This is a genomic window from bacterium (genome assembly GCA_022616075.1).
GTDB lineage: Bacteria > Acidobacteriota > HRBIN11 > JAKEFK01 > JAKEFK01 > JAKEFK01.
In genome coordinates this window covers 1-13,970 of sequence record JAKEFK010000137.1, presented here as the reverse complement: position 1 = coordinate 13,970, position 13,970 = coordinate 1, and the positions used below count along the sequence as shown (strand labels likewise).

The following is a 13,970-nucleotide window of genomic DNA, read 5'->3' as shown; positions in this document are numbered from 1 at the left end:
TCTGTGCAATGGTTATCGATGTAAAAATCGGGTAGCCAGTAATGATAGAGGGCCAGAAGTGACCTCATCTCCGGAGCATCCGCTTTTATGTAGTCACGATTCAGATCCAGATTCTGAGCGGTGGTGCGCCATCCTTGCTCCATAGGTCCGATCTGGTTCGGCCGGTTGTGCTGATCTCTCCGTTCATGACCATCCACGTTAAAAACCGGAACCAGAACAATCACAAGATGCTTCAGCAGATGCTCCAATTCTTTTGTGATCAGAATTTCACGGAGAAGAAGCATCCATGCATCCTTTCCTTCCATTTCGCCGCCATGAATGGCATTCTGGATCATCACGACTGCTTTGTTCCTTCTGCGCGCTTCCCGCGGCGTTTGGATCTTTCCGAGTACAACACATTTCATGTCCCGTCCTTGTGGGGTCTTCCCGAACGTGGATACTTTTGCAAATCGTGAAGTCGCTGCAAGGCGCTCAATAAATTCCATGCTTTCCTGATAAGTCGGTGTCGCTAAGCCATCTGATTTTTCAAAGTGTGTTATCCAGTCCATAAGGTTTGACAGTATAGCATCAGCGACTGAAGCCAGATATTAACCGCCAAAGCGCCAAGAACGCCAAGGAAAAATCTCCTTTTCCATCTTGGCGCCTTGGCGTCTTGGCGGTTATCTTGATTACCACTTGGTATAATCAGCAAACAATGGCAATAGGTGCGGGAACACGCCTTGGACCGTATGAGATAGTATCTCCGCTCGGCGCGGGTGGCATGGGCGAAGTTTATCGCGCGAAAGACACCAGATTAGGCAGGGATGTTGCCATCAAGATTTTGCCGGCTCATTTCTCGCAAGATGCCGACCGACTTCGCCGTTTTGAACAGGAAGCGCGGGCCGCAGGAATGCTGAGCCATCCGAATATTCTGGACATCCACGATGTTGGCAGCTATGAAGGCGTGCCGTATGTTGTTTCAGAATTGCTGGAGGGGGAAACGCTCCGGCTCAGGCTGCACGCAGGGTTGATTCCTTACAGGAAGAGCATCGACTATGCGCTGCAGATGGCGCGTGGTCTTGCAGAAGCGCACGATAAAGGAATTGTTCACCGGGATTTGAAGCCGGAAAACATCTTCATTACGAAGGATGGCCGCGTAAAGATTTTGGATTTTGGGCTCGCAAAGCTCCTTCCCACTCAAGAGGCTCAACCAGGCCAGAGCAACCTGTCCACAAAAGCAGGAACGGATGTGGGTGTTGTCTTGGGAACCGTAGGGTACATGTCACCCGAACAAGTTCGCGGAGCACCGATAGACCATCGCTCTGACATTTTCACGTTTGGTGCAATCCTCTACGAAATGCTTTCAGGCCGGGGGGCATTTCGCGGAGATTCTGCTGTCGAAACCATGAATGCAATTTTGAAACAAGACCCCCAGGACGATACGTCTTCCGGAAATACAACACCACCGGCAGTCGAACGCATTGTGAAACATTGTCTGGAAAAAAATCGGGAGGAAAGATTTCAGTCAGCCTCCGATCTCGCATTTGCGCTGGAAACAGTTTCGAGTTTTTCAACAACCACTGTTCCCGCCGGCTTGCCGGTCCCTTCCAGAAAATCACGCACTCTCATTCTGACATTACTGGCGCTTCCGCTCGTGTTACTCGGTTTATGGGGAGCGAATTTTATTTCAAAACCAGAAGCGCCGGCAACACCTTCGTTCAAGCGGTTGGCGTTCCGAAGAGGAGAAGTGTTCAACGCCTATTTTGCGCCGGATGGTCAAACGATACTTTATGGCGCGGCCTGGGAAGGAAAAGCATCGGAGATATATCAAACCCGCACAGACAGTGTGGATTCGCGATCGCTGGAAGTAAAAGACGCCGATGTGCTTTCGATTTCACAATCCGGCGAGATGCTGATTCTATTGAGACGCCGTTTCAGCTTGGGTTACATGTCTGAGGGTACTTTGGCGCGAATGCCGCTGACAGGTGGCGCGCCACGGGAAATTTTGGAGAATGTGTCGGACGCGGACTGGCATCCGAAAACGAATGAAATCGCGGCAGTTACGCACCACAGAAAAATCGAATATCCGATCGGGAAACTGCTGTATGAAACAACCGGGTGGATCAGCCGGGTCCGGATTTCTCCGAATGGCGATCGATTCGCTTTCACGCATCACGCGCGGCGCGGAGATAATGCAGGTTATGTTTCGGTTTGCGATTCTTTGGGCAAAATTACAAAGCTCACAGATGAGATGACCGGCATCAATGGATTGTCCTGGTCACCCGATGGGAAGGAAATCTGGTTTTCAGCTCAGGGAGACACAAAGCGCTATCAGCTCTATGCGGTCAATCTAAAAGGGAAAGTGCACCAAATAACATCATTCCCGGGACATGTTTATTTGTACGACATTTCGAACAAAGGAGATGTTTTATTGAGTTTGTTCGATCCCAGACGAGGGCTTGCGGCGTACACCGAGGGAGCGTTGCACGAAATCGACTTATCCTGGTTCGAATGGACTTTTGCAGCGGATTTGTCGAATGATGGAAAACAGGTTTTGATCACCGAACAAGGAGAAGGAGCAGGTGAGAATTATTCTATTTATTTGCGGAACATCGATGGCTCTCCGGCCGTAAGGCTCGGTTCCGGTTGGGGCATTTCATTTTCACCGGATGGGAAACATGTGCTGGCTTCGAATTTTGAGAGCACAAAACTATTCGTTGTCCCGACCGGCCCTGGGAAGATCAATGAATTGCCAAAACATGCGGAATTATACGACTGGGCCTCTTTTTCCAACTCCAACGATGAGATTATTTTTGCAGGCCGAAGAAGCAAAAGCGATGCCGGTTTATATTTTCTGAAAATTTCTGATGGCACGGTCCGGAAAATAGCGGATGAGGAAACGGTTTTTCCATTTGTGGTGTCGCCCGATGGTATGTTAGTCGCTGCCACCACAACTGTCGCATCGCTTCGGATTTATTCAATCAGTGGTGGCCCCCCTAAAATTTTGAATGCATCAGGTTATATTCCTGTTCAATGGTCTCAAGATGGATCCTTTTTGTATATTGTCCGTCTTGTTGAAATTCCTGCCCGCATCCTGAAGTATGATCTGGCAACTGGCGAAACCAGTTTATGGAAAGAGTTGAGCCCTGCAGATCCTGCCGGTATTGCTGGAATTGGACCGATTTACATGACTCCCGACGGCAAGACTTACTGCTACAGCTATCGCCGCCAGCTCACTGATTTGTATTTGGCTTCGAATCTGAAGTAATCAAAGTAGCGCGGGCGTCCCGCCGGCGCAGGCCAGAGGCCCGTGCTACTGGATTCTGAAGCGGTAATCCCAGCCGTAGCCGTTTGCGCCGTGCGTCATCAACATTCCGATTCGTCTGCCATCCTTGCGTGCGTAGATCTGGAGCAAGTAGTACTCCTTGGAATTGCTGGCCGGCAGGTTCAATGCGATGCTGGTTTCTTGGGTTGTTCCGCTTGCCACAGAATCGAGAGTCTGGTAAGGGCAACCAAGGCGTGAAATCGTGTAATCGTAAAACACATTTTCACCCATTGAAGTCCATTGTAATTTTAGTTTTTCGGGATGCGCCGGCTTTCCTTCTTCGCAGCATCGATTCCAATCCTGCAGAACTCTGCCGTTATCTTCCGGTTTTATCAGATGAATAATCTGCAGAGGCTCCACCTGGATGACCGAATTCGAATTCTCTGAAACCGTGAATCGTTCCCATGCGCGCAAGTCTCCCGGATAGCTAATTGGATTGGATTGATTTGTGTCAAATTGAAGGCCGATCCCGTATTGCCCGGGAGCGAGACCTCGAATTTCAAATTCGCCGTTCGAATAAATCGTTTCGGCAGAAGCTTCAGTGCCTTTTGTTTCGTCTCTGAACCAGAATTTCGGTTGCAGGTTCGTTGTTTCTGTGATGGGCTTCCCATCAAAAAGCACTTTCCCGCGAACTGTGATCCCGGCGTATGGAGGAAATTGAACTGGTTTTTCTTTCTGCACTATTGGCGTGGTTCTTTGCGCAGGGCCAGGCTGGCGTGTCTCTTTTACAAAAGCAAACATTGCTACGAAAAACACGAGCAAAAGAGCGACAAGCGTACCACTCGAAATTTTTTTGGCGCGCGATTCGATAACTTGGGGTTGCTTACCTGCCAGCAGCGCTTCGAGATCCTGACGCAATGCTTTCGCTGAAACGTACCGGTCCTCCAGCCGGTGCGCGATCATCTTTTTGAGCACCGATTTGAAAGCTTCGGAAACGTTTACATAGGGCGCAAAGTCAAGGTCCGATCCGGTGAGCTCCATTTCAGCAGGTTCTTTGTGAGACAACAGCGTGATGAGAGTCATTCCAAGGGAGAAAATATCCGATGCGGGCACAGCCTGTCCCTGGAATTGTTCAAACGGCATGTATCCATACGTTCCAACAACGGTAAAGCCGCCCGCTTCTGTCTTCTGATAATGCAGGACTTTATCCCGCACCGCGCCGAAATCGACCAGATGAAGCTCGCCATCTTCGGATGCCAGAAGATTGCTCGGTTTTATGTCGCGGTGAATGATCGCAGGCGAGAAGTCGTGTAAATATTCTAATATTTTAGTTACAACGAGTCCGATACTGAGAACTTCTTTTTCCGTAAAATGCTTTCCCTCGCGTATGAATTCAGCAAGATTTTTTCCGGAAATGTATTCCTGCACCAGAACTATTTTTTTCTCGGAGTCGATTTCTTCGGTAAAAAACTCGATAAATCTGGGGATTTGCGGATGATCCATTTGAGACAACACGCGGGCTTCCCGCTCAAATAATTCGATCACTTTCCAGTCGGGAACATCTTTCCAGGAAAGAATTTTCAAAACGCAGTGAGCGGAACGGTCCCGATCATAAGCGAGGAAGGTTTCGGCAAATCCTCCTTCGCCCAGCTTTTTCTTGACTTCGTATCGCTGTTTTAGGACAGGCTGATACTCCCCAGACCAGAATGGATTTTGTTGTGAATTTTCCATGGTCGCTTAAGCAACCTTTGGCGAGGCTTGCCGCAATGTGCGCCGTGCCTCCTGGTCCGCTGCAATTGCCATTAGAAAGTAGCTGATGAAGTAGTAGATATCCACTGACATATAAACGAACGAATTAAAATCCTTTACCACGCTCAAAATCCCATCACCGACTAAGGTGACCGAAAAAGCAATCGCGGAAAGAATGGAAAACCAGAAAAACTCAGAATGTGGTGAGGAGATTTTCCACAGAAGCAGGCAGTGTAGAATCAGGATGAAATCGAGCGTTGGGTAGAGAAAGTCTAATAGAGTTTGTGCAATCGGCTGATTCTCTTCTCTGAGCTGAGGCAGGATCAACAGAGCAAAAAGCGCTGAATAAATCAAAGCGGAGCAGATGAGGACGATATGGAAATTTTTCCAGCCATAACTCTTTTCCTGACTCATCCGGTGACGCAGGAGTTTTTGCAGTCCCATAATCAACGGAAAATATCCGACAACCCACAGGCCATCCGAAACGGTGCCATAGGCAATCATGTTCAGAATCAGCTCGCAGTAGATTTCCAGACATTGCGCCATCAGCCAGATGAAAACTCCCAGGGCCAAATGCGCCCAGCCTGATTTTACCGGATGATTCTTATCGTAATGCGCAACGAGATGGAGATAGCTGAAAAATGCGAATACGAGTCCGGCAATCTGCGCAAAGTTTCCAACAAGGAGTGGACGCGTCGAATAGCTCCATAAAAAATAAGAGGGGATTGAACAGAGCAATACCACTGCGAAGCAAGGAATGGTCCACTTCATTAGATCTGGCCTGTCTTCTTGATTCTATCATGTCCAAAAGTTGAGCCGATTTCTCCCTTTTATAAAGGGGAGATGAAGAGGGGTTGTCCTCTTGGAAATCCGAGCAACGCGCAGTAGTACACTCTTACCGTTTCTGAAAATATCGAATCAGGGCCAGGGAGCTGATCAACGCCCAACTACCCTCGACCAGTATCAATCCTGTTTGCCATATCCTGAAGGCGACTGCGGCGAGAATGAGCGATCCAATCAGGTTCAGAACAATGTACAGGAGACTGTTAGGATTCAGCTTTTGAAACTGCTGCGCGCCATAGGCTACTAAGATCATGAAGGCTCCAACCAGTGAGATTACTTGTTCTACCATAAGCGGTATTGTACGCTGAAGCTTGGTAATGAAAGCCGGATCTCTCTTTTTACTCCTGTTTTTGGCGACACTGGTTTCGGCGCAGGTTCCTTCTCGCGGAATCAAAATCGGCGATGGCTATGCCGATTTCCCCACTGACAAACTCGAAGAGATCGCGAACATCTACTTCTCCGGCGATTGGATGAAACTTCAGCAGAACACAATAGACCTTTTAGAGACGCTTCAATTTCAAGCATCGAACGATTCCTATTCAAAGGACGTGGCGCTTGATTTTAAGCGGCATTATTACAGCATCGCATTTGTATACACTGCTCCTGACAAATCAGAAGATGTGCTCCGCTTTCTTGTGCATATTCCCGCGGTAGAACCTTACGTTTCGCGCATCCCGGGAATCAACGCAGGAGACAGTAGGGAGTTCTATGAAGTCTTTTTAACGTTGAATCCGAAAGAGGTGCTGATCAGCACCTACCTTTCGACAAGAGAAAAAAGTCAACTGGAAAGTCAGATTCCAAAGTTCCTGAAACAGTTTGATCCGAAAGTGCTGGAGAATCTTACGGCCGCAGTGGCCCCATCGAAACGGATCTATGCGACGCTGAGCCGGATTGATCTTCCTTTTTCTCGCGCCAATATTGAAGTGGAAGATGTGGTGCAGCGATCGAAGAATGTGGTTACGAAATCAAAACTATTCAACCGCCCGTTGACCCGTTTCAGTTTTGGGGTGGTGAGTTCACTGATCCTTTCCAGTTCGGAGAGTGCTCCGCGTGCCACGATTCAGAGCGGAGATTTAACAGAGGATCCGCTGCGCGGTCCTATGCCGATGGGCGTGCTGAACATCCATCCCTGGACTTACGACGCGGAATCGGAAGATGTAACCTGGAAAGAACGGTTTCGCGTATTCGCGGGTGGAATTCTTGCTCCGGAGTTTGGATTTTCCGCGGGCGCAGGAGTACAGGTCGTTCGCGGATTTTCGCTGAACGCGGGAATCGGCCTTTTGTTCATTGACACATTAAAAGACGGGGAGCAGTTGGGAGAAGAACCGGTAGATCAGGAAGATCCATTCCAATATGGAACCGCAACGGTATTCTTTTTTGGTGTCGGGTACAACTTTTAGGAGTGCTCAGCACTCAGGAATCAGCACTCTGGCACTTCTATCCTTTGTTCTACTACTTTTACATCCCTGCGATGCACTCGATCCCTCTCGTTCCTTGAAACAATATTTGCTGGATTCCTGGCAGATTCGGGAAGGTTTACCTCAGAATACCGTGCAAGCGATCGTTCAAACGCGAGATGGCTATTTATGGATTGGAACCCAGGAGGGTCTGGCGCGTTTTGACGGCGTTCAATTTACTACTTTTGACAGGCGCAATACCCCTGCATTTCAGAGTCATTACATATTGAGTCTTCTGGAAGACAGCGCGGGCAGATTGTGGATTGGGACCAACAGCGGTTTACTCCTTTATCAAGATGGAAAATTTTCCCGGTTCACTGGAACAAACGCGCCTTCCGATCAATACATTCGCAGTCTTTACCTGGATTCCAGGAATCGTCTCTGGATCGGAACCGATCTGGGCGGGTTAAATCTGTATCAGGGAGGAAGATTTTCAGCGTACACAACGAAAAACGGATTGTCTCATAACTTCATTCGCGCAACCTGTCTGGATCGTTCCGGAAATCTATGGGTGGGAACGGACGGTGGCGGTTTAAATCGTATGCGCGATGACAAGTGGGAAGTCGAGAAAGCGATCACGCATTCCTTTATCGGAGCAATTCTGGAAGATCATAACGGAGCGCTCTGGGTGGGAACGCTCGGTGGTGGATTGTTCGTTCTACAAAACGGGAAATGGAGTTCTTTCACAACCAGAGATGGTTTGCCAAACAATTTCATTCGATACCTATACGAAGATGAGCGTGGCGCTTTGTGGGTTGCAACAGAAGGAGGTTTGGTGCGCCGCAATCATGCGGTGTGGGAAGTTCTGACAAGTTCACACGGACTCGCAAGCCCCTTTATCTGGACACTCACTCAGGATCACGAAGGAAGTTTGTGGATCGGAACCTTTGGCGGCGGCCTCAGCCGTTTGAAGGATCCCAAATTCCTTACGCTGACTTCTCAGCAAGGTCTCTCGAATGATGATATCTGGAGCATTTATGGAGACAAGGACGGTGTGATGTGGATCGGTACGGTGAACGGAGGTGTGACTCGCTGGAACAACGGGCAGGTGAACACGATTTCTACAGCGAACGGATTGCCGAATGATAATGTGCGATCCATCTGGGTGGATCGTGATGGCACGGTCTGGATTGGAACAAGCGGCGGAGGCGTGTGCGCGTGGCGTGATGGCAGATGCACGGTTTATAACAGCAGTAACGGACTTTCCAACGATTTTGTCCGGTCGATTTATCAGGATCAGGAAGGAAATCTGTGGATTGGAACGAATGGAGGAGGTCTAAATCTGTTTCGTGACGGCAAGTTCATGCACTTTGACACTCGGAATGGATTGTCCGGAGATTTTATTCGCGCTTTGCTTCAAGACCCGAATGGAAATTTGTGGATCGCGGTGGATGGTGGAGGTGTGGATCGGTATAGCCAGGGTAAGTTCAGACACTTCGGCCCGGCGCAGGGACTTTCCAGTGATAAGGTTTTGAGTCTTTATCTGGATCAAGAAGGCACTTTGTGGATTGGAACACTCGATGGAGGATTGAACAGGTTGAAGGATGAGAAGATCACGAGTTTTAGAATCGATAATGGCCTTGCTGATGATGCCGTATTTCAAATTATGGAGGATGCGACCGGGAATCTCTGGATGGGCAGCAACAAGGGGATTTTCCGCGCGCAAAAGAAACAACTGAACGACTATGCTGCGGGAAGAATTAAGAAAATTTCTTCGGACATGTTCGGCATAGCTGATGGTATGGAGTCTAATGAGTGCAACGGAGGCTCCTTTCCTTCCGGTTGGAAAGATTCGTCTGGAAGACTCTGGTTTCCAACGGATCACGGGGTTGTGGTTTTTCATCCGGATCACTTGCCGGTAAACCGGATGGTTCCGCGGGTCCACATAGAATCGATCGTCGCAGACGAGCCCGGAAATGCGAAGTTGGCTCCTTTCGAAAAGCAAATGTCATTTGAGCCGGGCACGACCAAGCTCGAATTTCATTACACAGCTTTGAGTTTTCTGTTTCCTCAAAAAATGAAATTTCAATACCGGTTGGAAGGATTCGATGATGATTGGATCCAGGCAGAATCCAGGCGCGCTGCGTATTACACGAATCTGCCTCCAGGCCGGTACACGTTTCGCGTGATTGCTTCGAATAATGACGGTGTCTGGAATCGTGAAGGTGCCGCAGTCCTAATTCGTTTGAATCCGCATTTTTACCAGACCTTCTGGTTTTACGCGCTCTGTGTGTTGATTCTGCTTCTCATGATTATGGCGTCGTACCGGTTTCGCATTCGGCGGATGAGATTGCAGTTCGCTGCAGTGTTGGAAGAAAGGAACCGCATTTCACGCGAGATTCACGACACACTCACGCAGGATTTCACTGCGATTGTGCTTCAATTGGAAGCCGCCGAAATGCTATTGGAAAACACATCAGAAGAAGCACACTCTTTTGTGGAGCGAGCGCGGGAGCTTGCGCGAAATGGTTTGACCGAATCCCGCCGCTTTGTGCAGGCATTGCGTCCTTCGCCGCTAGAAGGGAAAAGCTTGTCGCTCGCTTTCAAGCAAATTGCGGAGAAAACTTTTTCCGGGTCTGATATAAAGTTTTTCATAGAAGTCGCCGGAAAAGAAAAACAACTGCAACCGGGCGTGGAAGACAATCTTTTGCGAATCGCACAGGAGGCGTTTACAAACATTCGGAAGCATGCTCAGGCGCGGAACGTGAAGGTGCATTTGCATTACAAACGGTTGCTCACGGAAGTGCGGATTGAGGATGATGGTCGCGGTTTTGATCCGGAAAATCCTTCTTCAGGAGAGGGTGGATTCGGGCTGACCAGCATGCGGGAAAGAGCCGCTCAGGCAAAGGGACGGATGGAGATTTACAGCTTTCCGGGCAAAGGCACTACAATCGTTGTGAGTGTGTCCCGTTTGTAGTAGCGCGGGCGTCCCGCCTGCGGAACTGCGCAGACGAGGACGTCCGCGCTACTTAAGGTACTTTGGCCGAAGGAGCCACACATGCAACAGCACGCCAAGCACTGCTCCCGGAAGCAGGATTAAAAAGGCCGACCACATCATCGAAGGATAGGGCGCAGGCAGAATTGTGGGTGACGATAAGGACCAGGCATGCAGCGGTTTTGCAATCACAAGCAGAGTCAGGAACGTAACATGAATGCTATTGGCGCAAACATGAAGGAAGTACTCAAAAGACGATAAACCTCCCAGCTCCTTTCGCGAATCCTTCTCCGCGAAAACGTCTTTGGCGCCGATGATCAAATCCGTAACTCCGAATAAAATCCCTATCCATAGAAAAATTCCTCCAAAGTTTTTCGCGAAAAGCAGATACAGGACGATAGGAAAGAGAATCGCGCGAAGAGTGTGCAGCTTGTGTTCGTAGAGGGAGTCCTTCCGCGTATGCAGCCGGTATTTCCAGAGATGTAGATAGAGGCCATCGATGATGGCCATGATCATGTAGGCAATGATCAAAGCGCAAGCAATGATCAGCGGTCGTTCACTCACTTTCCTTTTTGGGAAGCTTACAGCAAATTTCTGAAAAAATCGTTTCCTTTGTTATCAATCAGAATGAAAGCCGGAAAATCCAATACATCGATTCTCCAGATTGCTTCCATTCCCAGTTCTGCAAAGTCGAGCACCTCCACTTTGCGAATATTTTCCTTAGCAAGAAGCGCTGCCGGACCGCCGATCGATCCAAGATAAAAACCTCCGTGCTTCTTGCATGCTTCGGCAACTTGTGGACTGCGGTTTCCTTTTGCGAGCATGATCATCGAGCCGCCGTGCGATTGAAATAGATCCACATACGAGTCCATGCGTCCGGCTGTTGTGGGGCCAAAGGAACCGGAAGGCATTCCGGCGGGGGTCTTCGCGGGCCCGGCATAATAAATCGGATGATCTTTGAAATATTTCGGCAAACCTTCACCGCTGTCCAACTTTTCTTTTAACTTCGCATGAGCGATATCGCGCGCCACGATCATGGTCCCGGTGAGTGAGAGCCGCGTAGTTACCGGATATTTGCTCAACTCTGCCAGGACCTCTTGCATCGGACGATTCAAATCAATTTTTACGACATCATCATCCTGTTTGATGCGCTGATCTTCCGGAATGAATCTTCCGGGATCTCTTTCCAGTTCTTCCAGCCAGATTCCATCACGGTTAATTTTCGCTTTGATGTTCCGGTCTGCTGAACAGGATACGCCCACACCAACCGGACAGGACGCTCCATGACGAGGCAAACGAATCACTCGCACATCCAGCGCGAAGTATTTGCCGCCAAACTGCGCGCCGATTCCGGTCTTGTATGCGTTTTGCAAAAGTGTTTCTTCCATCTCCAGATCGCGAAATGCCTGTCCGTAGTGATTCCCCTCAGTGGGCAGATGGTCCAGATAGCCGGCTGTCGCAAGCTTTACGGTTTTCAAACACGCTTCCGCAGAAGTTCCGCCTACAACAAAAGCAAGATGATAAGGAGGGCAGGCGGCGGTTCCCAGCGTTTTCATTTTCTCCGATAAAAAGGATTCCAGACTCGTTGGATTCAGCAGTGCTTTGCTTTGCTGATAAAGGAACGTCTTGTTTGCGGAGCCTCCTCCTTTTGCGACAAACAGAAACTGGTAGTCCATTCCATCGGTGGCATAAATGTCGATTTGTGCGGGCAAATTGGATCCACTGTTTACTTCTTGATACATCGTGAGCGGGACGGTGTGGGAGTAGCGCAAATTTTCTTCTGTGTACGTTTTATAAACTCCGCGCGCAAGGTATTCTTCATCCTTCACGCCGGTCCAAATGCGCTGACCTTTTTTCGCAATGATTGTTGCAGTGCCTGTGTCCTGACAGAAAGGCAAAATTCCGTTGGCTGCAACCTCCGCATTCCGCAGCATTGCCAGAGCAACACCGCGATCATTGGGTGAAGCCTCCGGATCTTTCAGGATGGCAGCCACTTTCTCAAGATGAGCTGTTCTCAACAAGAAGGAAACGTCCCGGAAAGCTTCATTTGCCACCAGAACAAGTGATTCCGGATGCACTTTCAAAATCTCCTGTCCGTCAAAAGTCGCAACTGAGACATGATCCTTCGTCAATAAACGATATCGCGTATCCTCCCTGGTGATGGGAAATGGATCTTGATACTTGAATTCCGGTGCCGCCATAACTTCTCCTTATTCCGCAATCTAATTATAAATGGCTTCGCGAATCCGCACATCTGCATTCAAGCTCGGCCTTTGAAAGTCTTACGATTGATCGCAATACAGATAGCCGTATAAAGGCGGTCTGAAGGCGACCATTCGTGAATGTTTCGGAGTCGCTTTCGTGCAAACGTTCGGCCTGCATCGATGACGTTTGCTTTCGGGCGTTCGGATTCCACAGGAATATCAGGAAACCCCGATGCGTCCATTCGTTCTCTTGCAGCCTGTAGCAGCCACTTCTTGTCGAAGGAGCCGCTCTTTGTGAACTGCATGCGTTCAAAAATCAAACGATCCACTCGGGTTGCGACTCCGCCTTCAAACTCCACGAGGTAACGAACCGTACGGACTTTTATGCCTGCAAACTGCGGAAGTCTTTCTTTCCCGGTGAATAGCCGATCACAAGAAGCACTTGTAAGGAAGTGGAAGTTGTCCTGATCATCAATCAGCAAATAACGTTCACGAAACGACATACGGGAATTATCCCTTGGCGGGGGCGCTCCTGCAATGAGTCCTGTCGGTTACAGACGATCATGTGTTGCAGTGATCCAACGTCTCTCTGCTATTATATGGGCATTGCGTCTTCTTTGGCCTTCGAAGCGATGTCGTTATTCTTTTTTGCCGCTTTGGAATTGTTGCTTGCCTTTTTGCTCAAAAGAGATAGTGTACGGTTTTACAATGCGTGAAAACTTGAAAACGGATCAAACAGCACCCAGCAATATTGATGAATACATCGCGGGTTTCCCGCATGATGTGCAAGAGATTCTTGAAAAGGTGAGGTTGACGATTCGAAAAGCGGCGCCGGATGCGGAAGAAGCAATTAAATATGGTATTCCCACTCTTACATTGAAAGGTAACTTACTTAGTTTTGCTGCATACAAAAGGCATATCGGAGTTTATCCTGCTCCGTCAGGAGATGCGAAGTTCAGAAAGGAGCTATCTGTTTACAGAGCCGCAAAGAGTACGGTGAGATTTCCGTTAGATAAACCAATTCCTTTCGGTCTGCTAACGAAGCTTGTGAAGTTCAGAGTAAAGGAACATTTGGCGAGAGTTAAAGCCAAAGCGAAGAAGTGATAGAAAAATGAGTCAGGCACTGAAGGGCAAAGTGGCGTTGGTTGCGGGGGCATCGCGCGGCGCGGGACGAGGCATCGCTCTCGAACTCGGCGCTGCTGGTGCAACGGTGTATGTTACTGGTCGGACCACGCGCACGCAACGTTCCGAGTATAACCGTCCCGAGACAATTGAAGAGACGGCCGAGCTGGTGCAGCAAGCCGGCGGCCGGGGAATAGCAATGCAAGTCGATCATTTAGAACCGGCTCAAGTGCAAGCGCTGCTAACGAGCATCGAGCGAGAACAAGGCCGTCTGGATATCCTGGTAAACGATGTGTGGGGAGGAGAGTTAATAGCTGAGTGGAATGTGCCAGTGTGGGAGCATTCACTTGCGGGTGGGCTGCACATGTTGCGGCTCGCAATCGATACGCACATCATCACGAGCCACTTCGCGCTAG

General features: G+C 49.2%; 12 protein-coding genes. 5 read left to right on the top strand and 7 right to left on the bottom strand.

The features are described from left to right. Nucleotides 1-548 (bottom strand): peptidase M14 (locus L0156_11100; protein ID MCI0603545.1); only part of this gene is annotated, 548 nt, incomplete at its 3' end. 146 nt (nucleotides 549-694) lie between these two features. Here L0156_11100 and L0156_11095 point away from each other — a divergent pair. Continuing rightward, the gene (locus L0156_11095; GenBank protein ID MCI0603544.1) at nucleotides 695-3,247 is read left to right on the top strand and encodes a WD40 repeat domain-containing serine/threonine protein kinase; all 2,553 of its coding nucleotides are present in this window, start codon (nucleotides 695-697) and stop codon (nucleotides 3,245-3,247) included. Between the two features lie 45 nt (nucleotides 3,248-3,292). Here L0156_11095 and L0156_11090 read toward each other — a convergent pair whose 3' ends face one another. From L0156_11090 to L0156_11080, 3 genes are all read right to left on the bottom strand, one after another. Continuing rightward, a complete protein-coding gene (locus L0156_11090) occupies nucleotides 3,293-4,975 on the bottom strand; it encodes a protein kinase (GenBank protein ID MCI0603543.1) in 1,683 nt (560 codons plus the stop codon). 6 nt (nucleotides 4,976-4,981) lie between these two features. Further along, the gene (locus L0156_11085) at nucleotides 4,982-5,764 is read right to left on the bottom strand and encodes a hypothetical protein (GenBank protein MCI0603542.1); all 783 of its coding nucleotides are present in this window, start codon (nucleotides 5,762-5,764) and stop codon (nucleotides 4,982-4,984) included. 124 nt (nucleotides 5,765-5,888) lie between these two features. After that, nucleotides 5,889-6,125, bottom strand: coding sequence for a hypothetical protein (locus tag L0156_11080; GenBank protein ID MCI0603541.1), 237 nt, complete (start codon nucleotides 6,123-6,125; stop codon nucleotides 5,889-5,891). Nucleotides 6,126-6,153: 28 nt separating this feature from the next. On the opposite strand from L0156_11080, the gene L0156_11075 reads away from it, so the two are divergent. Together L0156_11075 and L0156_11070 are read left to right on the top strand one after the other, a co-directional pair. Then, nucleotides 6,154-7,236, top strand: coding sequence for a hypothetical protein (locus tag L0156_11075; GenBank protein MCI0603540.1), 1,083 nt, complete (start codon nucleotides 6,154-6,156; stop codon nucleotides 7,234-7,236). Next, entirely contained in the window at nucleotides 7,190-10,210 is a 3,021-nt protein-coding gene (locus tag L0156_11070; GenBank protein ID MCI0603539.1) for a histidine kinase, read from the top strand. The genes L0156_11075 and L0156_11070 overlap by 47 nt, the downstream gene beginning before the upstream one ends. Before the next feature lie 48 nt (nucleotides 10,211-10,258). On the opposite strand, the gene L0156_11065 is transcribed toward L0156_11070, so the two are convergent. From L0156_11065 to L0156_11055, 3 genes are read right to left on the bottom strand one after another with little or no spacing between them, the layout of a single operon-like run. After that, nucleotides 10,259-10,792 (bottom strand): hypothetical protein, encoded by a 534-nt coding sequence (locus L0156_11065; GenBank protein ID MCI0603538.1) that lies wholly within the window; start codon nucleotides 10,790-10,792, stop codon nucleotides 10,259-10,261. 17 nt (nucleotides 10,793-10,809) lie between these two features. Next, entirely contained in the window at nucleotides 10,810-12,429 is a 1,620-nt protein-coding gene (locus L0156_11060; GenBank protein ID MCI0603537.1) for a fumarate hydratase, read from the bottom strand. Nucleotides 12,430-12,488: 59 nt separating this feature from the next. Then, on the bottom strand, nucleotides 12,489-12,935 hold the full coding sequence (locus tag L0156_11055) for a hypothetical protein (GenBank protein MCI0603536.1): 447 nt from the start codon (nucleotides 12,933-12,935) through the stop codon (nucleotides 12,489-12,491). 205 nt (nucleotides 12,936-13,140) lie between these two features. Between L0156_11055 and L0156_11050 the strand changes: the two genes are divergently transcribed. Continuing rightward, nucleotides 13,141-13,536 (top strand): DUF1801 domain-containing protein, encoded by a 396-nt coding sequence (locus tag L0156_11050; protein ID MCI0603535.1) that lies wholly within the window; start codon nucleotides 13,141-13,143, stop codon nucleotides 13,534-13,536. A 7-nt stretch (nucleotides 13,537-13,543) separates the two neighbouring features. Then, the coding region (locus L0156_11045) for an SDR family NAD(P)-dependent oxidoreductase (protein ID MCI0603534.1) at nucleotides 13,544-13,970 on the top strand (427 nt) is incomplete at its 3' end.

What these genes read in the sequence shown, in the direction of transcription:
- L0156_11095 (MCI0603544.1), top strand. Translation starts at nt 695, where the DNA reads ATGGCAATAGGTGCGGGAACACGCCTTGGACCGTATGAGATAGTATCT.
- L0156_11090 (MCI0603543.1), bottom strand. Translation starts at nt 4,975, where the DNA reads ATGGAAAATTCACAACAAAATCCATTCTGGTCTGGGGAGTATCAGCCT.
- L0156_11085 (MCI0603542.1), bottom strand. Translation starts at nt 5,764, where the DNA reads ATGAAGTGGACCATTCCTTGCTTCGCAGTGGTATTGCTCTGTTCAATC.
- L0156_11080 (MCI0603541.1), bottom strand. Translation starts at nt 6,125, where the DNA reads ATGGTAGAACAAGTAATCTCACTGGTTGGAGCCTTCATGATCTTAGTA.
- L0156_11075 (MCI0603540.1), top strand. Translation starts at nt 6,154, where the DNA reads ATGAAAGCCGGATCTCTCTTTTTACTCCTGTTTTTGGCGACACTGGTT.
- L0156_11070 (MCI0603539.1), top strand. Translation starts at nt 7,190, where the DNA reads ATGGAACCGCAACGGTATTCTTTTTTGGTGTCGGGTACAACTTTTAGG.
- L0156_11060 (MCI0603537.1), bottom strand. Translation starts at nt 12,429, where the DNA reads ATGGCGGCACCGGAATTCAAGTATCAAGATCCATTTCCCATCACCAGG.
- L0156_11055 (MCI0603536.1), bottom strand. Translation starts at nt 12,935, where the DNA reads ATGTCGTTTCGTGAACGTTATTTGCTGATTGATGATCAGGACAACTTC.
- L0156_11050 (MCI0603535.1), top strand. Translation starts at nt 13,141, where the DNA reads ATGCGTGAAAACTTGAAAACGGATCAAACAGCACCCAGCAATATTGAT.